Annotated in this window: 24 protein-coding genes; 4 read left to right on the forward strand and 20 right to left on the reverse strand. The window is 58.6% G+C overall.

The annotated features are described in order from the left end of the window. Positions 1-30 precede the first annotated feature (30 nt). The 5 genes from traN to traW all read right to left on the reverse strand — a co-directional run bounded on the left by traN (position 31) and on the right by traW (position 6,027). Positions 31-1,773 (reverse strand): conjugal transfer protein TraN, encoded by a 1,743-nt coding sequence (traN, locus tag RT614_RS05060; RefSeq protein WP_279968394.1) that lies wholly within the window; start codon positions 1,771-1,773, stop codon positions 31-33. 7 nt (positions 1,774-1,780) lie between these two features. Beyond that, positions 1,781-2,914, reverse strand: a complete 1,134-nt coding sequence (locus tag RT614_RS05065) for a hypothetical protein (protein ID WP_313620752.1) — start codon at positions 2,912-2,914, stop codon at positions 1,781-1,783. Between the two features lie 418 nt (positions 2,915-3,332). Further along, positions 3,333-4,085, reverse strand: a complete 753-nt coding sequence (trbC, locus tag RT614_RS05070; RefSeq protein WP_082370912.1) for a type-F conjugative transfer system pilin assembly protein TrbC — start codon at positions 4,083-4,085, stop codon at positions 3,333-3,335. 152 nt (positions 4,086-4,237) lie between these two features. Further along, on the reverse strand, positions 4,238-5,224 hold the full coding sequence (locus RT614_RS05075; RefSeq protein WP_313620753.1) for a TraU family protein: 987 nt from the start codon (positions 5,222-5,224) through the stop codon (positions 4,238-4,240). 62 nt (positions 5,225-5,286) lie between these two features. Beyond that, positions 5,287-6,027: a type-F conjugative transfer system protein TraW gene (traW, locus tag RT614_RS05080; RefSeq protein WP_313620755.1), complete on the reverse strand. Its 741-nt coding sequence runs from the start codon at positions 6,025-6,027 to the stop codon at positions 5,287-5,289. A 174-nt stretch (positions 6,028-6,201) separates the two neighbouring features. Between traW and RT614_RS05085 the strand changes: the two genes are divergently transcribed. After that, complete coding sequence (locus RT614_RS05085; RefSeq protein ID WP_092578943.1) at positions 6,202-6,723, forward strand: hypothetical protein; 522 nt, start codon at positions 6,202-6,204, stop codon at positions 6,721-6,723. Positions 6,724-7,974: 1,251 nt separating this feature from the next. Here the strand turns inward: RT614_RS05085 and RT614_RS05090 are convergent. The 6 genes from RT614_RS05090 to RT614_RS05105 form a co-directional block, all read right to left on the reverse strand. Further along, entirely contained in the window at positions 7,975-8,472 is a 498-nt protein-coding gene (locus RT614_RS05090) for a phage antirepressor KilAC domain-containing protein (RefSeq protein WP_241137963.1), read from the reverse strand. Beyond that, positions 8,454-8,987 carry an NERD domain-containing protein gene (locus RT614_RS29060; RefSeq protein WP_092579119.1) on the reverse strand — a complete coding sequence of 178 codons (534 nt, stop codon included), beginning with the start codon at positions 8,985-8,987 and terminating at the stop codon, positions 8,454-8,456. Before RT614_RS29060 ends, RT614_RS05090 begins: the two co-directional genes overlap by 19 nt. Then, on the reverse strand, positions 8,980-9,267 hold the full coding sequence (locus RT614_RS29065) for a DUF3717 domain-containing protein (RefSeq protein WP_083714140.1): 288 nt from the start codon (positions 9,265-9,267) through the stop codon (positions 8,980-8,982). The genes RT614_RS29060 and RT614_RS29065 overlap by 8 nt, the downstream gene beginning before the upstream one ends. Beyond that, positions 9,231-9,662, reverse strand: a complete 432-nt coding sequence (locus tag RT614_RS05095; protein WP_313620760.1) for a hypothetical protein — start codon at positions 9,660-9,662, stop codon at positions 9,231-9,233. The genes RT614_RS29065 and RT614_RS05095 overlap by 37 nt, the downstream gene beginning before the upstream one ends. A 1,238-nt stretch (positions 9,663-10,900) precedes the next feature. Continuing rightward, a complete protein-coding gene (locus tag RT614_RS05100) occupies positions 10,901-11,128 on the reverse strand; it encodes a hypothetical protein (protein WP_279968386.1) in 228 nt (75 codons plus the stop codon). Between the two features lie 75 nt (positions 11,129-11,203). After that, complete coding sequence (locus RT614_RS05105; protein WP_076515731.1) at positions 11,204-11,953, reverse strand: DsbC family protein; 750 nt, start codon at positions 11,951-11,953, stop codon at positions 11,204-11,206. Positions 11,954-12,114: 161 nt separating this feature from the next. Between RT614_RS05105 and RT614_RS05110 the strand changes: the two genes are divergently transcribed. Next, positions 12,115-13,248, forward strand: coding sequence for a toprim domain-containing protein (locus tag RT614_RS05110; RefSeq protein ID WP_076515734.1), 1,134 nt, complete (start codon positions 12,115-12,117; stop codon positions 13,246-13,248). A gap of 597 nt (positions 13,249-13,845) precedes the next feature. On the opposite strand, the gene RT614_RS05115 is transcribed toward RT614_RS05110, so the two are convergent. From RT614_RS05115 to RT614_RS05130, 4 genes are read right to left on the reverse strand one after another with little or no spacing between them, the layout of a single operon-like run. Then, positions 13,846-14,334: a hypothetical protein gene (locus tag RT614_RS05115; protein WP_279968384.1), complete on the reverse strand. Its 489-nt coding sequence runs from the start codon at positions 14,332-14,334 to the stop codon at positions 13,846-13,848. Beyond that, on the reverse strand, positions 14,331-16,301 hold the full coding sequence (locus RT614_RS05120; protein WP_092578925.1) for a DEAD/DEAH box helicase: 1,971 nt from the start codon (positions 16,299-16,301) through the stop codon (positions 14,331-14,333). The genes RT614_RS05115 and RT614_RS05120 overlap by 4 nt, the downstream gene beginning before the upstream one ends. Then, positions 16,298-18,211: a hypothetical protein gene (locus tag RT614_RS05125; protein ID WP_313620764.1), complete on the reverse strand. Its 1,914-nt coding sequence runs from the start codon at positions 18,209-18,211 to the stop codon at positions 16,298-16,300. The genes RT614_RS05120 and RT614_RS05125 overlap by 4 nt, the downstream gene beginning before the upstream one ends. A gap of 4 nt (positions 18,212-18,215) precedes the next feature. After that, positions 18,216-19,109 carry a hypothetical protein gene (locus tag RT614_RS05130; RefSeq protein WP_313620766.1) on the reverse strand — a complete coding sequence of 298 codons (894 nt, stop codon included), beginning with the start codon at positions 19,107-19,109 and terminating at the stop codon, positions 18,216-18,218. A gap of 163 nt (positions 19,110-19,272) precedes the next feature. Between RT614_RS05130 and RT614_RS05135 the strand changes: the two genes are divergently transcribed. After that, positions 19,273-20,265 carry a helix-turn-helix transcriptional regulator gene (locus RT614_RS05135; RefSeq protein ID WP_313620768.1) on the forward strand — a complete coding sequence of 331 codons (993 nt, stop codon included), beginning with the start codon at positions 19,273-19,275 and terminating at the stop codon, positions 20,263-20,265. Here RT614_RS05135 and RT614_RS05140 read toward each other — a convergent pair. The 4 genes from RT614_RS05140 to RT614_RS05155 all read right to left on the reverse strand — a co-directional run bounded on the left by RT614_RS05140 (position 20,262) and on the right by RT614_RS05155 (position 24,709). Next, positions 20,262-21,014, reverse strand: coding sequence for a hypothetical protein (locus tag RT614_RS05140; protein ID WP_313620769.1), 753 nt, complete (start codon positions 21,012-21,014; stop codon positions 20,262-20,264). The genes RT614_RS05135 and RT614_RS05140 overlap by 4 nt on opposite strands. A 36-nt stretch (positions 21,015-21,050) precedes the next feature. Next, complete coding sequence (locus tag RT614_RS05145; RefSeq protein WP_313620770.1) at positions 21,051-23,192, reverse strand: KAP family NTPase; 2,142 nt, start codon at positions 23,190-23,192, stop codon at positions 21,051-21,053. Positions 23,193-23,370: 178 nt separating this feature from the next. After that, positions 23,371-23,964 carry a hypothetical protein gene (locus RT614_RS05150; protein ID WP_313620771.1) on the reverse strand — a complete coding sequence of 198 codons (594 nt, stop codon included), beginning with the start codon at positions 23,962-23,964 and terminating at the stop codon, positions 23,371-23,373. Positions 23,965-24,169: 205 nt separating this feature from the next. Beyond that, a complete protein-coding gene (locus RT614_RS05155; protein ID WP_313620773.1) occupies positions 24,170-24,709 on the reverse strand; it encodes a hypothetical protein in 540 nt (179 codons plus the stop codon). Between the two features lie 262 nt (positions 24,710-24,971). On the opposite strand from RT614_RS05155, the gene RT614_RS05160 reads away from it, so the two are divergent. Beyond that, positions 24,972-25,454 (forward strand): hypothetical protein, encoded by a 483-nt coding sequence (locus RT614_RS05160; protein WP_313620775.1) that lies wholly within the window; start codon positions 24,972-24,974, stop codon positions 25,452-25,454. Between the two features lie 110 nt (positions 25,455-25,564). On the opposite strand, the gene ssb is transcribed toward RT614_RS05160, so the two are convergent. Next, a complete protein-coding gene (ssb, locus tag RT614_RS05165) occupies positions 25,565-26,032 on the reverse strand; it encodes a single-stranded DNA-binding protein (protein WP_313620776.1) in 468 nt (155 codons plus the stop codon). Between the last annotated feature and the right edge of the window lie 9 nt (positions 26,033-26,041).

The raw sequence follows: 26,041 nt of genomic DNA on the forward strand, positions 1-26,041 counted from the left end.
GACATACGGTCGTTTACATTTGATGGTGGCTTAGGGAGCAACACCCAGGGCCTTCTTGCAGTCGCCGTCTGGCATACGGGTCCAATCTCCGCCGACCGCCTCCAGCGCTTTACGGCAACCGGCGGCGACCGCATCTTCCGTCCAGGTCCCGGACTTCGCCTTGTTCAGGTCGAACTGGGCGTATTGCGTTTCCACAGCGGCCATGACGTCTACCAAGAACTCGGACAGGTCGATCTGAGAAAAGTCGATTTTCTCCAGCTCGGCCGGCGTGAACCCATCGCAGGTCGGATCCTTTTCGTCGCCCCAGCCTTTCCCAAGCTGCGCCCGCCCCTGTTCATTGATGATCCGAGCAAGTTTGGAGTTGTAGCAGCAGTAAGACTGCTTGCGCGTCGCGCAGGCGCCCAGCACCTTTTTGGAGCACCAAGAACCAATTCGGTCAGTACAAAGCCCCGCGTCGCGTTTCAACGCCAGTTCCATTTCCTTCTGATCGCAGCTCATGACTTCCATGACGAACTGCATGGCGATGGCGAATGCAAGCGCATAGGGGTTGAAATACAACGCCGGGAAACCCGTGCCGGCGCCGCCGGCGAGCAGATAGCCCTGAGTGCCCAAGAACGCTCCTGTACCTCCGATGGAGACCCCGTACATCCCAAAGCTGGGGCCACTGCCTAGCCAGTTGGCAATGCCCTCAGATGCGGCCTGGCTCGTATTGGTGACCATCGAGCCCATACCGCTTGAGAGCCAGCCTACCGCGTCCGATGAGCCATACAGCATGTCGAAAACATACTTCGAGCCCGATCGAAGCGCAGCGCCACCGGCGGCGGAGAACAGTTCAGTGGCGAAAGCGTTGTTCGACTTTGCGCCGCCCTTCTTCGTACAACAGTTCTTGAGACCGAACCCTCGCGCTGAGCGACACGACTCGCCCACGCCGCCGAAGATATCAAGGCCGTCGGGGTTATAGACACCAATTTGGCGCGCGATTTCCATGTCAGCTACGACTTGTGCGAAATCGCCGTCCGGCTCCCACCCCGACTCGAAGCAGATGCCGCCAATGCAGATCGTGTTATCGCCGCAGTATTCGTACTCGCGCTGCTGACCCCGCTTGACCAAGCACCGATACTCCATCTCGTATTCCACGCATCCGATGCCTGGCAAGTCCGTGATGCACTGACGCGTGTATGCTGTGCACTCAGACCTGTCGCGCAATGGTTGGCACGTATCGGCAATGTTGTCGGTGATGCACGTGTAGTCCCGCTGCCATTTCCAGCATCCACCGACCTCGGCTAAAGTCACCTCATAGCTGTTGATCACCTTGGAGGGCGAAGTGTCCACGCACACTCGACGGTTGAGCTCGCAGCTCTTCACGCCTGTCTGGCCCGCTTCTTTGCTTGGATCGACACAAGCGTCGATCCAACCGTCGGGGCTGCATACCGATACGCCGTCCTTGGTCATGTAGCTGACGCACTGCCGCTCTGGGATGGTGTTACCGGGGCAAGAAGAAATGGGAGGACTGGCGGCCGCCGACGCAGCCATGGCAGTCGCCTTCGCCCGCATGGCCATCGGATAACATGCCTCCACCATTCCATCGGCGGTACAAACCGTCTGGCCCTGCTCGTTGGTCGTCGTTGCTTGACACCGCGACTCCCAGACTTCACCGACCTCGCATCTCAACGGGACCGTCGGGTGATCGAAGGGATGTTTGGCGGCCGTCGCGGCCGCCGGCAACAGCACCATGCATGCCACGGCAATCCATACGGTCGAAATCAGACGCATAGAAGCCTCACTTCACTGCTGCGGCAAGGGCCGAGCAGTTGTTGTTCCACTGGACGGAAACTCGGCGCTCCGGCACGCAGAAGTTGTACTGAGAGTAATCATGGATGTCGGGATACCCCGCGCCGCCCCTGATGTGATAGTTGTTGAAGCGGAATGTGCACTGGTCAATGACCTGTGAATAAACGACAAACCACTCGCCGCAATTGCCGTTTGCACCGCACCGATACCCCTGCGTCATCGCCGTCTGAGCGCCGTAAATCGAGATGCGCTCGGTCTTCGTCCCGAAGTCGGTGACTTCGCACGGATAGTCCATGCCGGCATCTCCGCCGCTGTTGCACGTCTCCCAGTGCGTCCCGATCGGAACGTGGTAGCCCGTCACATCAGCCCAACCCTGCTTCGGATTGACGGTTATCGTCCAATCGGGGGCCTTCGAATTTGCCACCACTCGGACATACTCCGCATCCGGCAGGACCTGGTCATAGTAGATCTGGACCGTGGGTTCCTCGGTGCATGACTTCTCCGCGATCAAGTTGGCTTCTGTGCAATTCTCTGTCGCGTATTCGTCGGGCTCCGTCACCACGCGCGTTTCGCAACCCTTTCCAGTCGAGTCGTCCGAGATGGGAGGCGGCCCGAAGTTGCACACCGGATCTAATGGATCATTGCAAGGCTCGACAGTTACGCGTCCGCGATACTCGCCGGCGAGAAAGTTGATTCCCTCGCACTCTTGGTCAAACACTTTCACTTGATCGGATACAGCTTTCTGTCGTTGCTCAGCACTCATTCGATCCCATTGGCCCGGAGCAAGATATGCCTTGGCACTCTCCACTGGATCGAACCCTTCTCGGTCACATGTCCCCCCCGAATACGTCTTGCTCTGGGTGATGCGCCCGACGCCAATGTTCATCATGTCGCCATAGCCTCCCTGGTAGTCGCTCTGCTGCTTGACGTCCTTCTTCGTGAATGGCAGCTGCGAAGCGGTTTCCTCGCTGATCGACGACGTTCCCTCCTGTTGCCGTTGCGCTTTTCCGAACGCAACACCTGCGTCATGAGCGGCTTGTCCGATCTGAGCATGCGCACCGCAGCTGGCCGCGACCAAGCACGCACCCAGCAAAACCTTTCGCATAACGGCCTTTGCTTCCATCACTTCCCCCCGATCGACGAGCTCATGAACGGGCCGCTCTCCATACCCCTGGGCCCATTGAGGGGAGGCTCGCCGTCAGCGCATATGTTCAGTTGAATACTCGGTAATTGCACATCGACGAGAGTCCCGGCCAAGGTCGGGACGCCACCTTGCCGAATGTCTACCTGGAGCCGTGCACACCCCTCCTGCGCCAACGGACGGACTACCCGGACTTGCACATTGACCGGCTGCGTTGAACGTGTCGCCGCCTTGATGGCAGCAGCGTGCGGGCCGCCCAGTTCGCCAAGCACCTCACCGCTTGGCGCCTTCAAAGCGGAAATCAATAGTTCGGTATCGAGGCCCGGCAATACCTGCTGACTCAACACGGGCGCGTGTACAGCGACGAACGCGGACAACACGAAGGCTCGCGCACAAGTCTTCATCGCTGACCTCCCGGCGGTGCCGCGGCTTCCCTCTGCTTCAAGATCGCCGAGCGCCACGTCCTGGCCGCGTCCGCCACTGCCGGCGATGAGCTACGCCGTTGCATGACGTCGAGCGCTGCGACGATGGACAGATCGCCTTCCACCTTACCGTACAGGCTGCGAGGTGAGCAGGAGGACGAAGCGCCTTCAGGGCAGCCCTCCTCCAGTGCGGAGGCTGCCCCAGTGAGCACGACAGTCGGCACGGCAGTCACATTAAACATAGAAAACAGATTGGGATTGATCTCCCATGTGGCGCCCGCGGGATTCACGCTGGCCGCCGCTGTCTGCGTCGCGGAGAGTCGGCTTTCCTTCATGCCCCGCAGCACGAGTGTCGCTCCCGCTTCCTTTGCCTGGGCAGCGAGATTCTCCAAAACGCTTTCGGGCATCGAGAACGACACAAAGACAATGAGGGCATTCTCGGGCACAGCACCATGGCCGCCTTCACCTTGTGCCATTCCCATCGCCCTGCCTTGGGCCCGTTCGAAATCTGCGATAGCTTTGTCGAGGCCCTGCACTCGCGCCCGCGCCTCCTCCACATCGGATCGGTAACGCTGACGTTCAGCTGCCGACGCAGGAGCATCGAAATTCTTCAAAGATGGTGCGAGCTTGGTCCCTTCCTGTCGAAGTGCTTCTTGCGTAGCGCGACGGAAGCTCTCTGTTGTGGCATTCATATCTGCCGCACCCGGCATTTCAAGTTGAATCGCCGGCATATCCTCTGGAACCGAGCCCAGAACCTGCGCTCCTGCACCTACGTGCAGCGATAGGGCTATAGCCAGGCCGGCACGCGGCGCGAATTTGTGTCCAATCACTTTTTGACTCGCTCAAGAAAAATCGAATAGGTATGGCGGATCAGCCCTGCGCATCACGGCCAGGCACCCGAGCAGCAGTCCCGTTTTCGAAAAATTCCATAACCGAAATCTCGGTACTTCCCGCTGGGCACTTCAACCCCCTCCTCGGCGAGGAGCGTGGATCGCCCGATGGGGCCGCAGCAAGTGCCATCGATCTTTTTCGTTTGCGGCACAGGCCATAGTCTCTGGAACTTGTATTGGCGCTTATCCATGATTGGCTGCCAGTACCCGGTCTGCGAGCAGGAAGCGTCCTCGCCATAGTGCGCGGCCATGGATTTGAACTCGTGCTGCCATGCCAGCATTCGGGTGCTCAACAGCCGCGACGTCGCGTCGTTGCTGACGTGCGGATAGACCCAGCCGGTATAGGGATATATGCTGCCCCATGCGCCAGCAGTCCAGAAAAGCTCCGGTCTCGGAAAGTCCACCAGTGCGGCGACCGCATCAACTGTGCCAGCGGCTATACCCGCCATATTCGCTACAGCGAAGGAGATCGGATTCATCGTGGTCGAAAGCTCCCAGTCGTCATAGGCTGGGTCCACTTCTGCCGGCCACGCCGGGCTGATGCTTCCTTTGGTGAGGCACCCCGCGTCAAGTAGGACATCGAGCACGTACATTAGCGGGTTGGTGTAGCCATGCACCCAACGGAACGTCGAGCGCGACAAGGGGCCGATTCCCGCGGTCTCCTTGTGGCTGGTCATACCAACTTTGTTGTCGTTGATGCCCGCGTTCAGTCTTACCCCTCCGAGCAGAGGAAAACACCAAGGAACGGTGGTGACGTCGGTCATGTAGACCATCTCCCAGAACGACGTGGGAACTCCCACCTGAGGCGGACTCTTGCAGAAGCAGAATGCGTTGTTGAAGCCCGTGTCGAAATCCTCACCGCCGCGCTTGAGAAGGTCCTGCCCAAAGAGCCGAATCGGGTACACGCACGACCAGCAGTAGGCGGTGATCGGATTTGGAAACTCCCCTTCGCAGGTCAGAGAGTCCGCGTTGGCGGACAAGGCGCTACAAGCGAGGGCTACCGCGAAAACGGCTCGCCTGAACGCCCTTCGGAATTGGCTACTCATTTGCCCACCTCATCGGCCTCGTCGGGTGGCATCCCGATTTCGCGAATCTCCAGCACCTTTCCTTGCTGCGACACCAATGCGGGAACGCGGTCGATTCCAAACCGCGTCGTGACAGCGCCGCCCAAATCGAAGTAGACGCGCGTACCCCATTTGCGCATCAGCTCCATGTACGAGCCCCCCACAAGAATCACCTTGTCAGCGGGCGCGGCATCGCGGTGAATACGCGCGAGCTCCACTTGCCGATCGTCCCGTGCGTCTATGAAAAGAAGCCGCTTGGACCACGTCGCGAAATCCAGCGGATTCACCGAGACGCCTGCCGGCACCATGATGGCCCCGTTCTCGTCGTAGACGGTTTCGGTGAATGTCTTCGTCGGATCGAATGTGCGCACTCGATCTTCGGCCGCCGTGGAGATGCCCGGGATTGGAGCCGGGTTCTCGATGCTATCGATGTACTCGTCTCGATACTGCTCTTGGCGCCGCTTCAACTCGCCAGTCCTTTCCATTTCGCGGAGCTTGTCTTTCATCTGCTCGACCCCGTCCTGCTCCTCGATTTCCCATGATCTGCCGTAGTTTCCGAGGTCGTCGGCAAATGCACTGCAAGCCATCGATAGCGTGAGAAGAGCCGCAATTGCATTTAGCGCTGGTGAACGCCGTCCCGGCGTCCCGATTCCGCTTAGTGCTGCGCTTTTGTGATCCATAACGGTCAGCTGCCTGTTAAAGGTGTTGTCGCGCTTCATCTTGAAGGCGGTCCACAGCTCTGCGTTATACCATTCTGTGCGTTTTTATTGCACCGATCCATGTTGATTTTTGGTCGCGCTGCGTTTTGAAGAGTGACACCGCTGAATGAATGCCACCTGTCACTACTGGGTCGTATAGGGCGTACCTCGCCCACCCAGTACGGGAGAGTCGGCATGTCACAATCGAAATTGGTTCACAACGCGGTAAAAGGTCTGTTCACGCAGGCGCTGCCCGGCTTGGTTCAACAGGCCAGCAGCGACCCGCATTTGATGGACGACGCGATCGAGCTCGCTTTAATGCAGCTCGGTTATGTGGACATGGTGTCTGTGTTCACTTACGCGACGGCATACGTCATGACGGAGGTCGAACCGTCCGACGTGTATCACCGCATTGCTGCGGAGTACCGGGATGAAGACGCTATGCGCGTCCTCGATCTCCACGTCAACCTGCTCCGGTTCGGAGATGCTCTTTCTTTCCAGGGTCGCCTGGTACACGCGCAGGGGGACTGGGAGGCGGTTGAAGGAATTCCGCTTCAACCGCACCTGGGGGTTTGGCTAAACAGGGCGAAGAACCTGCTTCTTTCTTACTCTGAAGGACGCCTCCAGCTTTTGCTTGCTCCACTGTCGCCCTATCTCGACCTGGTGGTGGACACGTACAAGAGCCATCTTGTGGCCAAAGCAGAGACCTTGCAATGAGAGCGATAGATCTATTCCATCGCCCCACCAATCGTCCTCGCGAGGTGATCATCGACGATCGCGGCTTTGTTCTTCCGATCAGCCGCACTCGGCGTCTTGTCGCCCGAGAGCGTCCAGATTGGGTACACGTTATGCACTCCGAGGACGACGCGAATTACATCGACAGCCTCGCACGGCTCATTCGCGAGAGTGCTTCAATCGCACGAAACTCTGCATCTTCGGGCACCGCCCAGTGCCCCGCGACGCAGTACGAGTTGGATCTCCATTGATCCCGCTAGTTGAGGCCTCTTCATTACGAAGAGGCCTCTTTTTTTTTGCCGGCAGGCTGACGACTGTAGAGCCCGACAATCATTAACTCGATTGAGACTCCAGTGCGGCGTCTCGATCATCGGCCGCCGCACCCTCGAAATCCGCAATGTATCGGACCACGAACTCGGCAGCGGAGGAAACCGTGGACAGCTTTGTCGCCACGACACGTTGCTCCACATCCCGCGGCACTTCTCCCTCCAAGTACCGGCGATCCACAGATACAACGATGTAGGCATTGCCTAGCCATCGAATCTCCAGCCTCGACCGCCATTCTAGGACGCCGAGCGAACCGTCCAAGCGAAGCGTGTTCGCCTGCCATCTTGATCCGAACTCACGAGAAGTGAGGACCAGACCTCCTAGCTTTATGCGTGCTAGTCGAAAAGCGGCCAGGACCCATGCGCCGTTTTCGGTCGCGCACGGGCCGGTAATAGCCAGCCCGAGGCTACCACTGTCCCTTACCCTATGCGCATAGAAACCAAATCCTTGCCCTGGAGTCGATATCGGATTTACCGCAACTCTGCACGTGCGCCGCCACTCCGCTATTGCCTGCGTTTGTGCGATCGTCAATTTTGCGAGCGGCGGGTCCCCGCTTAGTAGCAGTTCACATTCTTCTGTCATCTTGAATTCGGATCGATTCCGTTCGGACCTGTTTTGAATCAGTTAGCGCGTCTCGTCGGCACCACTTCGTCTGGCAGAGACCCATCAGGCCATCCCAGCGTGTCTAACGTAGGCCAAGCCAACTGGACACACACGCGCAGGTCGGCAATCCGCATCGCCTCGTTCCGCGTCACTGGTCGACACAGCTCACCCATGATCTGTGCGTACGCCAGGATCAGCCGCATTGCTTTCTCCGAGTGAACCCTTCGGAGCCGGGCGATAATGTCCTCAGAATGACGCGTGCTCTTGATCAGCCACGCCGAGTACAGGAAAACAGCACGGTCTTCAGACAGTGGGTAGGCCATGCAGCAACTTCTGTCCCAGGGTCACCATCTCACGTCTTCCGACAGACGTAATCATGGTCTGAAAAACCATTTTCCGTTCGGACTGCAAGTAACGCTCCACGCGCCAGAACCATCCCCGGTGAAAGCCCTCCTCGGTAGGCCTGTTGTGACGGTATGGATCGGCGGATTCCATGAGAAGGCCGTGCGCTCTTAGCGTTGCAAACAACTCAAGTTGCTTCATCTGAAGCTCCGCCGCCACTTCCGCCACGGTAAAGCAATCCCGCTGCTCTTTTGGTGTGCGATCTCGCCGTCGCTTCCATTCTGCGACGGCTGATTCGGTCCAGTAGCGCGTTCCCTTTGCTTGATGCGTCGGCGCCGGAAAAGTTTCGTCCCGAAGTGCGTCTCCAAGCTCTTTGGCTTGGAGACCTGTCGCCTCGCAGACTTCTTGTTTTGAAAGTAGACGCTCCATCTGAATCACCCTCAGGAGAACTGCCACCATGCGCAACCGCCAACCGCGCGCATAAGTTGGCGCGAGGAGCCCTGTACCACGATCACACCACTTCGCGTGATGAATGTGCGTCCTTTCGCGTAAGGCAACCAGAGAACCGGACGCGCATGACATGCGTCCGCGACCCCGACAACCTGCGCGATAGGATTTCGCTCAAAAAACCTGCCCGACGCGCGACGCACCTCAGGCCTACCGAAAATGCGTAGCAACCATGACGTGCGCCGAATGCTCTCGTATGACTTCACTTCCACGACCCACCGTTGGCCATGCGCATCGGTAAGAAGAATATCTGCATCGCCGTGGCCCGGGACGGGGACGTTCTTTGTCAGCGTCCAGCCAAGTGGCAACCTGATGGTGAGCCTGCGCGCGGCTGCCCGTTCGATTCTGCGGCCTCGCCAGCTGTAGTACCTACGTCGCACCGCGCGTACGATGACGACATAGCAGCAGACCAGAGCGGCAAAAGCCGCGAGAGCAGCCCAGGGGCCCGCCGGCAGGAGCTCAGTCATCGTGTTCCGCCATATTCCGCAGACCTCCAGCCGCTATCGGGCCCCGCATTGCTGATCGGACCGAAGCGCTCAACCTGGTGGGGTCGATCACGGTCGCTCTATTGAATATGGCTGCCCCGTAGATGTCAGCCAAAGCCCGAACTTCAGCCGAAAGCGTAACGCCGTCCGATTCGCCGGCTTCCCGCCACGCATTGATCACCGCTTCCAGTTCACTGATTCCAATCGAGCGCATCATCGCCTCTGCTAGTGGAGCTTGGACCCACTTGTAATTCGTTCCCATGAAGGGGAAAAGATCGTCTTAACTTCCACCTCCTGAAGCTGGTACTTTTCCGCAATGGCGTCTATCGCAGCTTGGTGGCCTGCAAATACTCTTGCACGCAGCCGAAACAACGCTTCGCGCGAAAGCAGCCCGGCCTTTTCTAGCGCGTCGGTGTAACCCTCCAACTGATATGTCGAGCAAATCACCCCATGCACGTTCTCCTCCTTTCCCTGCTCCGCCTGAGCTTCGTAGGCGTTCAGCCACGACAAGGCAAGTGAGATCGCAGCTTTGCAGGTCGCCCCCAAGGGTTCCTGCGCGATTGGATAGAAAGCATCTTTGACGCGTCGAAGCGCGGTAGCGAGGTCGGCCTCGGGTGGTCCCATCACCGCTTTCGCACATATGCCAGTCTTGCTCATTTTTCGGCTTTCCCAGCCCGAATACGACATGCAAGAGAGGGATGAAGAAGCACTTCACGCGCTCGCTCTGCCGCATACCTCACCTGCGCGGTAAGTTGCAAAGGCCGCGTCGACGGCTCGATGAGCCGCCCAGGAGTCACGACAAGCTGAGCTCCCTCTTTTTGATCAGGCATCCTATTCTCCTTCTGTCCGTCAGCACGACTCGCCAGTTACCGTGAACTTCCACCAGCCAAGGCTTTTCTCTGCGCCGCCCAACCAATCCACGACTAGCCCCTCCCGACCGAGCGCCCCCCGGTCCAACCGGCTCGCGGCAGTCTGCAACGGGTAAAGGCCAAGCTGTCGGGATGCAGTGGCACTAAGATCCTGATCGTCCACGTGCCAACAGAAGCCCTCCGCATTTGCGAGCACGATGGCCTGCGCTGCATCATCACTCGTGATGGGTAGCAGCTGTTCACTGCATGCAGGCCAGAGCCTGCGAAGAAGGTCACGGGAGACGATTGGGAGCAGCGAGCCGCTTCGAGCCATGAGTCTCATTGTCCGGAGCCTCCAGTCAGTGCCCGCAAGCGACGAAGCTCCGAGCTCAGCACCGCAAGAGCCGCGTACTTATCTGGCACCGACTGGGGAACCAAGAAAGTGGTTGCCACCAGTTCATCGGCGGCAAACTCGGCCATCGCGACTTCTCTCGACGCGAAAGTACCTTTCTGGATGTTCGCAGCCACCGGGGAGTTTTCGAGCGCCCGAACCTCCCGGGCTAGTATCGAAAGGGCGCGGTACTTTTCACCTCCGCCGCCGAGTGCGTCAGTCCCGCCACCGACGGGAGGAAGTTGCTCGGCAAGCTCAAGTGCACGCTCAACCGACATTCCAAGCAAGTGACAAACGAGGTTGGTCTCTGCTTTCGAAGCCCTCGGGGTAAGCGCTCGGCGAGGGCTAAGCACTTCCGAGCTCCCCAATCGGAACGCAGAACCCAGCCGCTTCGGCTTGAGCAGCGTGAGCACGCAAAATGGCCACTTCAACCGTCCCCCCCTTCCCGTACGCGGGATATTGGTTGTTGTCTCCAGCCAGATTGACCGGCCGAACCTCCCACTCTCCGCTCTCCATAGGCGCCAGAGTGACCCCACCCTGGAACCCGGCAAGAAAGGCGAGTGCCGCCAACACCTCGCAATCGGAGGTCTGCTGCCCTCCCGCCCGCCCGCATGTTGTGCGTTGGCTTTCCATGGTCATATGAGCGTCCTTTACCGCTATTGGCCCGAGCAGGTCACTACCGCGGCGCTGAGGATATGCGCGTCGGCGAAACGCTTGGTGAACGTCAGGCGCTCATGCTTGCCTTCGCGGCCCGTTTCCCCGTGGAACACTGCGACGGCCTCCCGGCGGAGATGGCAATTGTCCGGTTGGGTGGCCTGAGTTCCGTAACCCACGAACACGGCACGGCGTCCCGAAGGCAATGTGATGGGCAATTCAGCGTTCATAGCTCTCTCCAGTGCTGACAAAAAAACTGCTTTTCCGGTGCCGCAGCCGCGGGCGACGGCACGAAAAAAGCAGCTTTACTGTGCGGCCTTCACCCGGTTGCTCGCGTTTAGCCACGCGTCGAGGTCGGCCGGAGCCAAGGCGCCTGGCTTCGTGGATCCGTCCATTCCGATGAGATACGGGGTGCCCTGGATGTTCAGCTTGCGCCCCAGTTCCACGTTGCGCGCCACGGGGTTGTCGCACTGACCGGCGTTGTCAGGCTGAGCGCCACGAGCCATGTAGGCGTCATAGGCCGCCCCGCGCTCGGACTCTCCAGCACACCAGATCTTCCGGGCCACGAGGTTCGCATTGGGGTGAAGGGAGTCCAGGGGAAACAGGAAGGTGTAGATGGTGACGTTTCCAACCTGGGCGAACGCCTGTTCCAGGCGCTGGCAGTACGGGCAATCCGGATCGGTGAACAGTGCGACCTTTCTCTCGCCCTTCCCGATCACGCGAGCGAACGCATCCTGCATCGGCAGCGTATCCATCGCCACCTTCGTCAGCTCAGCCCGACGGGGCGACGTGAGATCTGCACGGCCCACCATGTCGTAGAGATTCCCGAAAAGGAAGTAGCGGCCGGTCTGCTCCACGTACACGAGATTCTTGCCCCACACGACCTCGAATATTCCGGGCACGGGTGATTCCGTCACAGTGCCGAGCGGGGAACCCGGGTACTTGGCTTCCAGCGTCGCGCGCACCTGGTCAGCGGCGGGCGACGCAGCTGCGGCGCCCCCGAGTAGAGAAGCAACGAGCGTGATGCTCGCGCGAAGTCCAAATCGTTTTCCCACGTCCTGTTCCTATGGAGTAATAGACATTTAGCAATATTATTGCGATGAGCGCATTTTATCCATACCCCACGATGTTAATTTTTGCATGCCACCGGACGATGTGCGTCACCTCGCCGCAATAGGTCATTACTCGCCACGGCGAGCACATAGGAGTGGGAATCATGAGTGAAACAGTCGATTTCGACGGACTTAAGCAAAAGCTCCCTGTTGCCGCGTTCTTTGAACAGGTAATGGGACTGAAGGCGAAAGCGATGCACTCGGACTCCATTAGGTTCTCCGGGTGCCCTGCTTGCGGTCTGGGACCTCCAGAGTCGGTGAGGACGAGTGTCAAAACAACCGGTGGAAAAACCCGTTGGCATTGCTTTCGCTGTGAAGAGGGCGGCGACGTCATCGACGCCGCGGCCTTCTATTGGCAGCTTGAGGTGCCCGAAGCGGCGCGGCGACTCGCGGGTGGACTACCTTCGATGGGTAGCACCATTCGAAAGTGGCACATCCGCGCAACCGAGGCCAAATCCAAGGAGACTCCACGCGATGAAGCCGCCTTGCGCGAGGTATTCGCGCATATTCGGGGGAGCAAGTTGCCTCCGGACGGTCGAGTGATGGAGTACCTTGCCGGCCGCGGCATCACCGCTGATGTAGCAAAGGAAGCGATCAAGCGAGGTGTGCTGGCCACGTTGCCGGGTAATCCGGCACGTGCAAAGGAATGGCTGTTCGACGTTGTCGGGCACGAACTCCTGGTCAAGAGCGGAATGTTGAGACCTGATTCCAAGGTCCCAGCAATCTGCTATCGGCCGCTGGCCTGCTTCACCCATAACGCGCGTTCCGCTGAGTTCCGATTGATTCGGAAGCCCCAGAGCGCAGAGGAGGTGAAGCTGCTTTTCTACGGCCCCATGTTTCCCTACTTTTGGGCGAACGAAGGCTCGAACGACTACACCATCGTTGAGGGTCCAATCGACTTGCTGTCGTCGATTGTTTTGGGCACGAAGAAGAACGTAATCGGCGTTCCTGGCGCGGGTCGTTGGCGTCCTGAGTGGTTCAAGAACCTTTCGGGGAAGTCAGTCCTTCTGGCTGTCGACGGTGATGAAGCTGGCCAGCGTGCTGTGCATAAGGCCAACGGCCTTCTGAAGGTCATGACCGACGTCGGGGCCAACGTGAGCGTGCTCACTTATCCCGAACCGTTCACGTCGGTCACACCGGAAGAAGACTGGGATGTAAATGGCTTTCTCCAATGGAAGTTGTCTCAGCTGCAACAGCAGCAAAGGAACTCATCATGCGGCGAACCCAGTACCCGATAGTGAGCAACATGCCAGCCGACTATGCCAAATTCCGATTTGACGTTAGGGTTGGCTATGCGGTCTACGTGCGGAAAGACCATCAGGCCGCAATCGCCTTCTCAGGGCGAAAGAGAAAGCCTGAATTTCACCGCGCGTACCAAAGCGCCGAAGCAATGCGTCTTGACGTCGACGCCTATGTCGAGGAAATGGAACGCAAGGCAAAGGTTGCCGCCGCAAAGCTGGAGCATGCGACTTCGAACCAAGTCGGAGACATCTACCAGGCTGTTTGGGGAAGATCGACGACAGACGTGGATTACTACCAGGTAGTGTCCATATCGGGAAAGTCGCTTTTGTGGCTTCGACCGCTGATCAAACGCCCAGGCAAACGAGGCACACATCCTTGGGTGCCTGTTCCTGGCATGTACACTGCGCCCCCAGTACGGAGGCGTGTAAGTACTGACGGGAGGGTAAAGATCGACGACGTGACCATCGCGCACAAGCTTTGGCCGGCAGATAAGCCCCGATCCTCCGTAGTTCCGAGACCGGTGCTGTATCGCGTATAAGCCAGCAAACCCTATTCCTTTTGGAATAGGGTTTTTTTTACCCGGGCCTACCCACTCACCGCGCGGGAAGATCAGAAGAGGCGATACCTCGTCCTTTTAGCGGTGCCAACGCATCCGCCAGCTTCCGATCGAACCGTTCGGCGCCAAGGCGGAGCTCGCAGAGGACCTCTTCCAGTAGCAGGCCAAACTCGTCGACCTCCGGATGCGGTTCCTGCCAAGGCTCTTCATGGTCGTCGTGGTCGATATCACCACATCCCAACGGGCAGCAGTTCGGATCAATTCCGTGTGTGCAATAGCCACACTCAGCCAGTTCAATTTGAACCTGTGCCAACTCCCCCGCCGCGAGGTAGCCGAAAGGCACGGCAACAGAAATCGCGAGCGACTTCATCTCGCCAGGAAGCCCAACAATGTGCTCTTCGACGGCGGCACTGAATCGTTGCTGGTACAGGTCATAGCTCAGTCCGCATCCGGCATGGGCCATCGCCTGGAGTGATTCACAACGCGCCTCCCATGTCGCGACGTCGAAGTTGACCATGTCCGTCATTGCGCCCCCTGACCGGCAATTCGACTTTCCGCCTCGAAAGCAAGGGCCCGCAGAGCGGCATGCTCCAGGTCTGAGTACGTGAGCTCTATCCCCATAAAGAGCGATCGAGTCGCGCCGCTCTGCGCCCCCAGGTCATGAAATACATCCCCAGGCCCGCGCATCGCAGCATCGCGAACCGCTAGACTAAACCCGTCGGCGCACTCTTCAAGCAGGCGGAGCCGGTCAAGGCTCGCCTGTTTAATCTCGCCGTCCAGAAGCATGAAAAAATAGCCCTTTCCGCCCGTGCGAGCGAGACGCCCCCGCAACTGGTGCAGCTGTGTGACGCCGAATCGTTCGGGATGAACCACGACCATACAAACCAGCGACGGCAGCGTCACCCCGACTTCAATTAGCGTTGTACTGACGAGCAGATCGATCTCTTTCTCTCTCATCCGTTTGAGAACCTCATCTTTCTCCTCGTCCTTCATTCTCCCGTGCACGAATCCAACGCGGTCGCTGAAATGTGCGGGAAACCGACGAAACGCCGAGGTGCCGCTTGCCTGGTCGTCGTCTCCGTCCACCAATGGGTAGATCAACGCAGCCTGGCCGCCTTTCGCAATCAAGTCCTTCACAAACGCTGATAGCTGTTGGGCCTTTTCCCTATCCACCAATCGCGTCCGGACAAGCTTGGTGACTGGAACCTCTCGCAACTCCGACACGTCCATCCCGGCCAACCCTACCAGCGCCACGGTGCGAGGAATCGCCGTCGCAGTGACTTCCAGTAGATTCGTGGACGGACCGACCAAGGCTGCACGCTGAGCCGTCGAGAACTTCTGCTGTTCGTCAACAATCACGAGGTCGAACGCTCTGCCGCCCTTTTTTGCCCACGAGATGATCGCGGTCGTCCCAATCACCAACGCGTCATCTACGTCCTTGGGCTTGGCGCCAGCGATCATGCACACCGCCTTAATGTGCGGAAAGAATGCAACGCACTCGGAGTGGACCTGGGCGGCCAAAGGGCGACTCGGACACACTATTGCCACGCGGGCGCCAACCTCGCTGGCAGCTGCGGCGATAACCAGATACACCGCAGTCTTGCCTGTCCCAACATCACCCGACAGCAGCCGTGCCATGGCCAGGTTCGAACTCAAATCGTCCATGATGTGCTTTACCGCCCGCCGCTGGTCCTTCGTCATAGGATAGGGCACCATCTTTATCAACTCGGCCAGTCTTTCCACAGTCAAGACAATTCGAGATTTCGGCTGATTGGTGCGTTCACGGTTCGCGCCAACCTTCCAGGCAATCGCGGCGAGCGATAAGGCACGGGCTGCGGCCAACGATTGGGTGGCGTCGGCGAGGGAATCGGGCCAGTGTAGTTGCCTGATCAGACTCTCCGCAGGCATGTCAATCGTCGCCCGTATGGCGTCGGCATCCATGCCTGTTCGCTGCGACAGAAGGGCGACCGCCCCCGGGATCCCGTCTGGGCCAACGCTATGCACCGCTAACCGGATCTTGTCACCTCCTAACACCCCCTGCTTTCCTCGATAGAACGGCCGTACGCCCCCTCTTGCGTCCGCAGCGATAAAAGACGGATTGACCATGGAAGCGCGCCCGTGCGACGACCTCAGTACACCTGCAACGAAGATATCGTCGCCCGGCATCACTGTCCGCCAATTCGCCATATCACCGTAGCAGTGGAAATCTGCCTCGCTACCGGCCGAGTCCGAAGCCCTTACGAACACTCGCCCAGCTTCCATGCTTTCCCGGTCGACCGGCCGCCCGCTCTGGGTCATGAAGACAATGGAAATGCAGGCCACCAAGACATATGACTCGCTGCCTTGGTTTGCCACGGGCAAGATGGTGGATGGCTGCCTGTAGTCGTGATATCCCGCCGGCGCGATGAGCAATGCTGCTTCTCGGGAATCGACCCCGGCTTTGGCCAAAGACTTCCAGAGAGCGTCAATGTGATTAACCGCAGTCGCGTTCATTCGGCCTCCTGTGTGGTTGAGCGTTTGCCCGCTTCGACGGCCGCCTTTTTGCGATGCTGCTGGGCTTCCAGGGCCTGCATCACGACTCGGCTCATCTCCGCCGACGCTGTCGGATCAAGCGCGGCCAGGCCAAGCGGGCGACGCCCAGGCTTAGATGCGCCACCTTTCTTGGGCTTCCCTGACGCCTCTTCTTCGGCGACAAACTGGAGCAACGCCTCTTCCTCCGCCTCCTCTTCGAGGTCGGCCATGGCATCGGCGAGCGCTCGCTGCGCGTCGCGATCACTTGGCCGCGCGTTCCCGGATTCGGACTCCTGCGGCGGTGTCAATTGGTCAGGTGCGCCATCCTCTGCCGGGCAGTCAGCGCTCAGGCCAGTCGGAGCCCCGAACGCAGCGGCGTTCTTCTCCTGGATCCAGGATTCCGATGGCGGCACAGGCAGGTGGTAGAACGACGCGGCCTTTATCACAGCTGTGGCGACGTGGTCGGCTAAGTAGGTCAATCGTCCCAGCTCGGCCATCGTCGGTGGCGGCGAATGCATGACAATGGCCGGCGCGAAATCTGTAATGTGCTTTGTTGTCTTCCCGTGGTAGAGCCCAACGCTATACATTGGGAGGTGCGGCGAGAAGGACGCGCTCCGATGCTCGGCATACAAAAGGCCACGGTCATAGAGGGCGGCTAGGATCGCGCACGTGATTTTGTACCGATCAGGCCCGCTAGAGATGGTCTCACCAAGCTTTTTGAGAACCAGATTCCGCAAGTCATGTTCGCGGATGAAGATCTTTCCCTCGTGTTTCTGGCCAATCCGTACGGATGCATCCTTCTCCGGGTCTCCCGTGCCGTTGATTCGACCTGGCTCGCAAAGAACCGAGACTAGCGCCTCCCATACTTGGTCCGCGTCATAATCGTCGACCTCCTGATCTTGGCTTGCGCTGACGCCGGTCTCTTCGACGCCCACGGCCCGATCGGCAGCTACCAGAATTCCCATTAGCGCGGCAGCACGGTCATCGACCGGAAGGCCGTACTTGTCGATAGGAAAGTCACTCGGATGATGGTAGTGAGCCAGCGCAACGCTCAGCGCTTCGCGATCGTGGTCCGGCAGTTCCCAGTACTCCGGCATCCTGGATAGTAAGCGCGGTGCAAGCACGTCATGCACCACGCCTTTGTCATCATCATGGCTGGTGTTTCCAGCTTCCTCCGCGTTGGCCACGATATCGCCTTTCGCAGAGACTCGATACACGAGAAGCTTGCCGATGTCATGCGCCATTCCTATAACAGCAATGAGCGGGTCTTGCGGCAAGAGCTTGTAGCCGGGGTCTTTCTTATCCAAGACTTTGAACGTCTTACGACGACGCGCTTTTACGTACACGCCGGAATACTCGAAGCCTGGCGCGAGTTCCAACGCCTTGACGGCTACTGCCGCGCAATGCTCGTGCAGCAGCCGGGATGCATGTCCGCCACGTCGATGCGATGCTGGGTAATGCTTGTGAGCGCAGTATGTGTCCCATACCGCCAAAAGGAGGTTATGGTGTGCCGGCCAGGTGGCTTTCGCCTGCGCCATCCACATATCCAGCGCCGGTGGCAGCGCTAGCCGTTCTTTTTGCGGGTCTCGGATTCTCGGTAGGGCATTGAAAGAGGTTGGGACTTCACCGATCGAGCACTCAATTCCCAATAGTGCCGTGGGCTGGATACGAGACCGGGCCAGCTCCCGCCGGACGAGAATTACGGCCGCGACAGTCGCCGACGACGCGAGAATGACGAGCAGCGAAGTGCGCCATTCAAAATCCTCTGTGGCGAGGTAGGAAAGCACTCCCAGGGGGTTGTCTCCGAACTCGACGATGGTGAGCAGGACCCACCAGAACAGCGTTACGCGCGCAATGCGTAAAGGGAGTTTGTTATTTGCGCCAAGGGCCATAGCCTCAACTCCCCTTTTTGCTCAGGTCCCCGGGTTCCAATGTGCGGGAGAAGTCAAACGGCGTGTACTTCGCCCTGCCCAGTAGCCATCTGCGCGCGAATCTGACCGCCTTGAAATGCTCATGATCTGGCAGCCCAAATTGCTTCGCCAACTCGCTGGCCTGGTCCTCATTGGCGATCCCTTTACCGACTTGTCCAATGATCCAGTACCCGGCCGCCATAGCGTTATCAGGCTTCGTGCCAACGCCTCTCTGGTACAGGTACACAAGCGCATCAATCGCATCCGGATAGTTCATCGAGGCAGCCTTCCGCATCGCAATGAAGCCCTGTTTCTCACGGCCAGTGTCCAGAAGCAGACGAGCATGCAGGTATGTCCCGTACGGGCTCTTCCATTTCGCCGCGCGCTCCGACCATTCCAGTGCCTCGGCCGTGCGCCCTTGCGAGAACAACAGACTCGCAGCCATCGCGGCCGCGGGGCCGATCCCATCAGCTTGTTGATAGGCCGTCAGCGCTTCGCGCGGATCCGCCGGCACGCCGCGCCCTTCCTTGAGCAGGACACCGAGGTTGTAGGCCGCAAGCGGCACCTTCTTCTTGGCTTCCGAGAAATAGGAGGCCGCACGTGCGCTGTCACGCGGCACGCCAATACCGTTGTCGAAGGCGTATCCTAGGATTGCCTTGGCCTCCGGATTGCCACGCCGAGCCATAAGGCCAAGGCGGTCCAACGCCTCCCGATCGCCCGACATGTGTGCCGACCAAAGCTTGGCCGCATCTCCCCTCGCCCCAAGTCCGTCATTGCCTATGCGAAACGCGCTTTTCACTCCGTCCGTCAGCGCCTCCATCACCCCACTGGAGGCATGAACTGACGCAGGTGCCGACAAGCAGACCGTCACCAGGGCCATTGCAGCGAATTTCTCTTTTCGGCACGACATTCAGGCTCTCACGCAGACGATTTTGACCCTGGCGATGTTAACATTTAGAGGTGTCAACCATCTGATTTATATAAATCTTATGATAAAAAATCGATCAGATCTCAGCCCGATTGGTCGCGGGGAAGACCTCCGGATGCTCTGCCGCCTGTACGTCCAACATCGGGGAACCGAGCAAGAAAAGCAGCTTTCTGACCAAATCGCGCGGCTCGTTCTGACCAACCCAGACATCCGGGCGATCGCCTGGAGCGCCCTCCGGCGCTACGGGCATCTGGGAAGCGATCGACTGGAAGAGCTGTTGAGCGAACTCGCGGCGGTCGTCGTCATCCGGCTTCTACCGCGAATGCGGGATCCCGATGCCATATGGGGCGCGCTCAAGGGCTGCGCACGCAACCTCGTCCTTGACTACACGCGCAATCCGTACGATTCCGAGCTGCCCTTCACGGCGGACCTGGACGACCCCAAGGTCGGGGCCGCGCTTGTACCTGTAGAATCGGATACTCTCCGCCTCGATACGACCATGATGGCCAAGAAAGCCCACGCACAACTCGCCGCAGCCCTGGCCGCGCCCCCAGCGCGCGAAGATTGGATCCCGGTGCCGATTCCCCCGTTGGACGGCCAACTACCCGGGGCGCCCATCCCCCTGGCCGAGCTATCCTCGCTGCCGGCGAAGCCGACACGCGCCCCCCGGACAGCGAAAATCGCATCCGCAGGGCAGCTTGAGCTGCGCGAGATCAAGTCCAAGCTCCAGATGACAATTCCCGAACTGGCCTCGGCGCTGGGGAGCAATCCGAACACGCTCAGCGCCTACATGAAGGGCATCGCCCCCCTACCGGATGAAGTGCTGGAACGGGCGCGCTTGGTGTTCCGCGCAAAGTTCGACCAAGTCAAGCGGCAAAACGACCGGTGGAAGCAAATCGCGGGCAAGAGCGGCAGCATGGCGAAGATGATCGCCGAATGGAAGGAGCGCGCAGGCGTCCGGACGAACCGTGAGCTCGCCCAGATACTCGACGTGTCTGAAACCACCATCACGCGCTGGAGCCAAGACCTCAACATTCCCCCGCCCCACCGTATGCGCAAGTACGACGGGCTTGTCGACGCCGCCGGCGGCAGCGCCTCGAAGACCTAGGGGTGCGGCCCGCCCCCAGACAGGCCGCTGCGCTCCAACACCCCCTCCATCTCGACCAGCCGTCCCAACTCTTGAAGCTTGGATGTCGGGGCGAACACAACGCTTGACCCCCCCCCGATTGCCCCTCCGGTTGCAGAGATCGAGAGGAGACCGGTGCGGAGCAAAGCCCCTCTGACCGCTTCAAAGTCGCCCCATCGAGCGGTGTCGGGCCCATAAATGCCTTGATACACCGCCGATGCCAACTCCACCAGTCGGGCCGTGCGCAAGTCGGCAGGCGCATGGCGCAGATATCCGGCCAAAACGACAATCTCGTCTGAAGTCAATCCGGCCAGGATATCTGCCCAACGGTAGAACTCGTCGGCATATACCGCGTCGTGTGCAAGTTGGCCAGCGAGAATGGCCGCCAGCATGCGCAGATTGATTCGTCCGACCCCCTCACGCACTGCCCGCGCGTAGCGCACCGTGATTGCCGCGAACTCTTCCAGCTCAACATTTTCCGGCGTCGCCCGCCCCGCCCTTAGCTCCCCAAGCATGATTTCCCGGGCTTCCTGCGCCTTGCGGGCGTAGTGAGTCTGAAGCGCGGCCTTTGCCGTGGCGCTAAGGACCGCCGCCCCCGGAATACATAGCGCCGCGAGCGTATCCGATATCGCTGCGCCAAGGTAGTCAGCGACATTGCTCTCGACAGCCGGTCGTACGGGTGCGGCAGCGCGGGTAGCCGCGCCGCCGTGGGACGTTTTAGGTATTGCCACAACTCGCTCCTTCGGACTTGAGATCGTTGCGCCGCTCTACGCGTCTGCCCCTGGAGCAGACTTGGCTGCTTGCTCAAGTACAGCTTTGTGAATGGATGCAAATTGGTGCGCGACCTTTCTCGCCGAACTACCGTCAGAGTGATACTCCGGCGTGTCTAGCTCTGCACCGTAACGCTCCCGCAGGTTCTCCATGACGAAGTCGGGTGAGATACAGGATGCGATGGAATCATAGTTACCTCGTTGCAAAAATGACCGGACTGGCATTCCACTTGCCATCTCCCACCCTTCCCCGACATAGGTGTCGAGGAACACATCTATGCTAACTGGGTCGTGCTCGAAGATCCCTCGTAGGTACGCCTCGACCTCATCTTTACCGCGCCCCTTCTGCCAATCCCAATAGAGCCCTGGGGCGTCCATTGGCGTCGTTAGGAAAAGCGGACCTTCAGCGCTTGCGTCTCGAACTCTGCCGGCGAATAACTCGTAGATGGCATCGTTTGCGTCGTCTGGCAAGACGCGATGCGCCTCCGGCTTGTCCGGATAGTGAGTGAGCCATCTAACGCACTCGCTGCCCAAAGCCAACGGCTGCGCAGCTTCGACGACCGCCTTCACCGCATCGAGCCGGTGCGCCATCGCGATCTGCCTCATTAGTTGAGATACGAGGATAGCCGCTTGCAGGAAGGTGCCCCCCATGACATAGGGCCCACGCTCTCGCGGAAGCATCTCGCCGTTCCGAACTATCGCGAGCGCCAAAGGAAGTGCTGCGATTTCGTCGACGTCCTCGGCCCGGTCCCGAAGCCTCTCAATCAATCGCGGCATCGCCCGATCGGAGTATTTGCTCAAGATCGCACGTTGCGCCTCTGGATCACCCGCCGCTAACGAAGCGATTAGATCGGCAATTCCGCTATCGGCAATGTCGCCTTCCGGTACCCCGTAAACAAAGTAGCGTTTGAAATAGCGGCTCGAACACAAGCGTTGCTCTGCCGTCCACTGCTTATCCCATTCCGGGCCGTACGTCATTGTGTCGACACGCGGGAAAAGCGGTACCAACAGCCGTCGCCTAACAATGTCGCGCTCCTTTGCCGTAGAGAGTGGCATAGCAGCTGCCAGGACCTCGTCTAAGGGCGACGGCTGGGCTTGCAGTGGGTTACGCACACCGTCGCGGGGCTCGCCTTGTAGGAACATATCTGGCTCGTCCCGTATTGCAATGTATAGCCGGGGATACAGTAGGCGTAGTCCTTCAATCAACATGAACTCGGCAATGTTCACCTCGCCCTTTACAAGGGGCAGCGAAAACATGAGAGCGTTGATGTACTGTTTTGCAAGCCGCGGCGTTTCTAGTTTCGGCTCCAGACCGTCCACAAACGGGCGCATGAACTTGTCAACTTGCGCCTGGTCGATTGATATGTCGGCTTGCTGTAAAGCGCGGTCCACCCCTTCGAGGGTTATCTTTCGAAGACTTAGGCGGTCGGCCGGCGGCAAGTGCAGAGGTACTTGAATGATCTTCTCAAGGAATGCACGACCTGCCTCGGCGCCCCCCGCTCCATACCGTTCACCGAGCGCAGCGGAAACCACCTCGTCATCAAACGCCAGCACGTAACATGTGTACTTAAAGCTAGCCGACAACTTGACCAGCTTGAAGATCGCGTGTGTCTCGTTCCTGTCCAGGCGATCGATGTCATCAATGAGAATGACGAGCCTTTTGCCGCTTTGGAGTAGCAACTCATCGATCTCGTCCTTTACCTCATCAAGGCCATCCTTCGATAAGGCCTCTCCGAGATTCTTAGCAGCTTCTCCAGGGTTGATCTCCACGCCCGGCACCGCTACCGATACCACCGACAGAAGTCCGCCGTACTTTCCCAATAGCGCAGCCGCCCGCTTTCTGAATGCGGGCTCCTTGCCCAGCCCTTTGGCCAGGGTCGCGAAGAAACCACGCAGGAGCGCATCCTCGGACGGAAAGTGCCATGGGTTGAATCGTACTGCTATGGAGTTCTCATGAAGACCAAGCGACTCCTCCATCATTTTGAGGACCGATGTTTTACCGTCTCCCCATGGCCCGTAGAGACCTATAACTACGCTTGAGGGATCTTCCCGTTTCGCTATGGTGTCTGCGATTCTGGCAGCGAATGTCGCGCGCCCAAACCGATCCTGCGTCTTCGTCGCTATGGGATCGTCGGACACATATAGACTTCCGGTTTGCTCCTCAACCGTTCGCTGCGTCGAAGTAGCGTCGTTCCGACTGGGCGGGGACGCTGCTTTTCGTCTAAAACAGTTTTTAAACCAACCCATAGCGAGCTCCAGTTGCCCGACGCTCTCCGGCCGCGGGCATGTTTAGTCGACGTCGACGTTCGGCACCGCGCTAAGCTGCGCAAGCATGCGGATCGAGCCTCGTGCCACTTATCGCGGGCAAAGATTCACCCAGGGCCGAAGCAACATCCACATACAGCTGAACGATGGCATGGTGAAAGGCTGTACCGCGCTCCACCTTGCCCTCCATCACTTCCACATCGAGCTCTGCAAACGGGGTGTCTTTGTTACTCACAACGAACGCGCGGATCCTCTTCTCCATGTCTCCCGCGTCGACCTTCCCCCGGCTTCCAACGACCTCCAGCAGACGAGATAGCTGACGGGGCGCCTCCACACCATAGGTATGCGCGATCTGGTTGCGGCAATCGTTCAGGGTGCGCAGCGCCGACCAAGGATATGCATTCCGTCGGAAACAGAATTGTTTGACTAGCATGTCAAGCTTGTCGCTAAAACCCTTGCGATAGAGCTTCCTTTGGTGCACCTTCCTCAACAGCGCGTGCGCCATCAGACTTTCAATGAAAAGGTGCGCCAGTAGAATTGGGCCGACCGAAGACGGCCGCTCCATTAGGAACAAGTCTCTCGCCCGCCGAACATTAAGGGCGGAGAGTTCCCTCGGGCTGCGTTGTACGGATTCTGGTTTTTGCATGTCGAACTCTGATATATCGGGATACTAGAATACAAAAAATATCAAGTTGATACAATTCATCACTGCCCGCTTGGGCATTGGTCTTGTCTTCCGTAGGGACTACGAACTCTCCGCCTTGCAAGTCAATCACTCTTAACAAGACCGTAACAATGCTGGGGCTCTTCGTTTAAACGCCCGGTTCAGCAGCTACCCATAACCGCTCCGTTTAGTCCGGGTCCGGGAACTCCAGGTGCATCCCAGTGACAAGGCATTTCACATAGTCAACCTCATCTTGCAGGGCCTTCGGGAAGTTTGCGGCGAACCTCATGAGTTCTGCGGAAACAGCATCTGCCTCGTCTGCAAATTTCTGAACATCCTTCAGCTCGTATGCCGTATCTTTCTGCTGGTGAAGAATCGTCGAGCTAACGTAGGCATCCGGTCCGTGTCCAAATGCTTGTATAAAAAGGGGATTGTGCGCAATTGCGTTTCGATTGCTCATAACGGGCCAGTACTTTCGCTTCTGCTCTTTCAGGCCCTTAGAAAGAGTGTCAGATAGGTGGTTTTTTGATATCTCAGATATTCGCCCAACGCGTAGAGAAAACTCCTCCTTGCGCCAAATCTCGATGTCTTCGGGTGCCAAAACTGCCAAAAGCTCGTTAACAGACCTCTCGATGCTTGCGGCTGCCAGGATCAGGCGCCCCACGGGATTTATCCACTGGTCTTGTTCGGACTTCGCCAAGGCCATGAACTCTTCGGACGACATCATGTTTTCTATCCTTTTTATGGGTAATTGCGCTCGAGATGGACGACATCAGCGCGCCGTCATGGGACACGAGATGATCGGGGATGATAACCGGATGCCCACCCGCAAAAGTGAAGTCCACGTGAGGGAAAATTCCACACTTATGCGCGCCGTAAATTGTTGCCACCTGGAGGATCTTGGCTGGCCCGGTTTCTGTGTCAAACCAGACTCCTTATAGAATCCACCCCGTGTCACAAGACATTTAGAGAGAGGTAGGGGAATTTTCATGCGCAAGATCGACATCAACAGTCGAGAGTATCAATGCTGGCACGAGTTAGGGCACGCCGTGGTCTGCATACACCTGGGAGGAACCGTTGATCTGGTCGAATTTCTGAACGACCAGCCCCACGCCCAGGGCATGGCACGCGCCAGGTGCAATACGAACGAAGAAATTCGTTCTCACGTCCTCTGTGGCGGTTTCGCCGCGGAATTATTCTTGCTTCGAAATCAATTTTTGCCGTCGATTTCGGAGAAGGAAATCGCTCAGATCATATTTAAGAACGCGACCAAAGACCGCGAAATGTACTGGCGCCGGGAACTTCAGCCTGATGAACAATTCACCCGCGAGGAAGATGAAATATTTATGAATCACGCCACAGCAGTGATGCGGATAGTGGGGACGTACAAGAGCGCGATTCAAACTCTCGTGCCGGGATTGTTGGAAGCAGGAAGACTCGATGGAAAGTGCATCCAAGATGCGATGGGCTGAATGCCCAAGTCATTTCGCGACGAGCCGGCCCTCCACGTAGGGAAGAAAAAAAGCCCGCCCTTCCAAAAGAAAGGCGGGCTTTAACCAACAAAAAGTTGGCTTAGTAGGTTTTAGAACGGAATGTCATCATCCATATCTGCGAGCGAGGAGCCGGCGGCCTGTTGCTGCGTGGCGGGGCGCGCATTGCGTTGTTGCGCCGGTGCGGGGCTGGGTTGCTCGTCGCCCCCGCTTTCGCCACCCCCACGTCCGCCCAGCATCTGCATCTGGTCTCCGACGACCTCAGTGCTGTACCTGTCCGCCCCCGTGTCCTTGTCCTGCCATTTCCGCGTCTTGAGTCGGCCCTCAATGTAGACCTGACGGCCCTTCTTGAGATACTCGCCTGCGACCTCAGCGAGGCGGTTGTACAGAACGACTCGATGCCACTCCGTCTCCTCGCGGCGTTCCCCGGAGGACTTGTCTTTCCACTGCGACGTCGTGGCGATAGACAGATTGCAGATTGCGGCGCCGTCCGGCGAGTAGCGCACCTCGGGATCTCGTCCCAAGTTCCCAACCAAAATCACTTTGTTGACCGATGCCATTTTGATTTC

It is taken from the genome of Achromobacter sp. (assembly GCF_032102605.1).
Classification (GTDB): Bacteria; Pseudomonadota; Gammaproteobacteria; order Burkholderiales; family Burkholderiaceae_B; genus Achromobacter.

Excerpts from the sequence above, each read along its gene's own strand:
- traN (WP_279968394.1), bottom strand. The coding sequence starts at position 1,773 with ATGCGTCTGATTTCGACCGTATGGATTGCCGTGGCATGCATGGTGCTG.
- RT614_RS05065 (WP_313620752.1), bottom strand. The coding sequence starts at position 2,914 with ATGGAAGCAAAGGCCGTTATGCGAAAGGTTTTGCTGGGTGCGTGCTTG.
- trbC (WP_082370912.1), bottom strand. The coding sequence starts at position 4,085 with ATGCCGGCGATTCAACTTGAAATGCCGGGTGCGGCAGATATGAATGCC.
- traW (WP_313620755.1), bottom strand. The coding sequence starts at position 6,027 with ATGAAGCGCGACAACACCTTTAACAGGCAGCTGACCGTTATGGATCAC.
- RT614_RS05085 (WP_092578943.1), top strand. The coding sequence starts at position 6,202 with ATGTCACAATCGAAATTGGTTCACAACGCGGTAAAAGGTCTGTTCACG.
- RT614_RS05090 (WP_241137963.1), bottom strand. The coding sequence starts at position 8,472 with ATGGTGGCAGTTCTCCTGAGGGTGATTCAGATGGAGCGTCTACTTTCA.
- RT614_RS29060 (WP_092579119.1), bottom strand. The coding sequence starts at position 8,987 with ATGACTGAGCTCCTGCCGGCGGGCCCCTGGGCTGCTCTCGCGGCTTTT.
- RT614_RS29065 (WP_083714140.1), bottom strand. The coding sequence starts at position 9,267 with ATGGGAACGAATTACAAGTGGGTCCAAGCTCCACTAGCAGAGGCGATG.
- RT614_RS05095 (WP_313620760.1), bottom strand. The coding sequence starts at position 9,662 with ATGAGCAAGACTGGCATATGTGCGAAAGCGGTGATGGGACCACCCGAG.
- RT614_RS05100 (WP_279968386.1), bottom strand. The coding sequence starts at position 11,128 with ATGAACGCTGAATTGCCCATCACATTGCCTTCGGGACGCCGTGCCGTG.
- RT614_RS05110 (WP_076515734.1), top strand. The coding sequence starts at position 12,115 with ATGAGTGAAACAGTCGATTTCGACGGACTTAAGCAAAAGCTCCCTGTT.
- RT614_RS05115 (WP_279968384.1), bottom strand. The coding sequence starts at position 14,334 with ATGACGGACATGGTCAACTTCGACGTCGCGACATGGGAGGCGCGTTGT.
- RT614_RS05120 (WP_092578925.1), bottom strand. The coding sequence starts at position 16,301 with ATGAACGCGACTGCGGTTAATCACATTGACGCTCTCTGGAAGTCTTTG.
- RT614_RS05125 (WP_313620764.1), bottom strand. The coding sequence starts at position 18,211 with ATGGCCCTTGGCGCAAATAACAAACTCCCTTTACGCATTGCGCGCGTA.
- RT614_RS05130 (WP_313620766.1), bottom strand. The coding sequence starts at position 19,109 with ATGGCCCTGGTGACGGTCTGCTTGTCGGCACCTGCGTCAGTTCATGCC.
- RT614_RS05135 (WP_313620768.1), top strand. The coding sequence starts at position 19,273 with ATGCTCTGCCGCCTGTACGTCCAACATCGGGGAACCGAGCAAGAAAAG.
- RT614_RS05150 (WP_313620771.1), bottom strand. The coding sequence starts at position 23,964 with ATGCAAAAACCAGAATCCGTACAACGCAGCCCGAGGGAACTCTCCGCC.
- RT614_RS05155 (WP_313620773.1), bottom strand. The coding sequence starts at position 24,709 with ATGATGTCGTCCGAAGAGTTCATGGCCTTGGCGAAGTCCGAACAAGAC.
- RT614_RS05160 (WP_313620775.1), top strand. The coding sequence starts at position 24,972 with ATGCGCAAGATCGACATCAACAGTCGAGAGTATCAATGCTGGCACGAG.
- ssb (WP_313620776.1), bottom strand. The coding sequence starts at position 26,032 with ATGGCATCGGTCAACAAAGTGATTTTGGTTGGGAACTTGGGACGAGAT.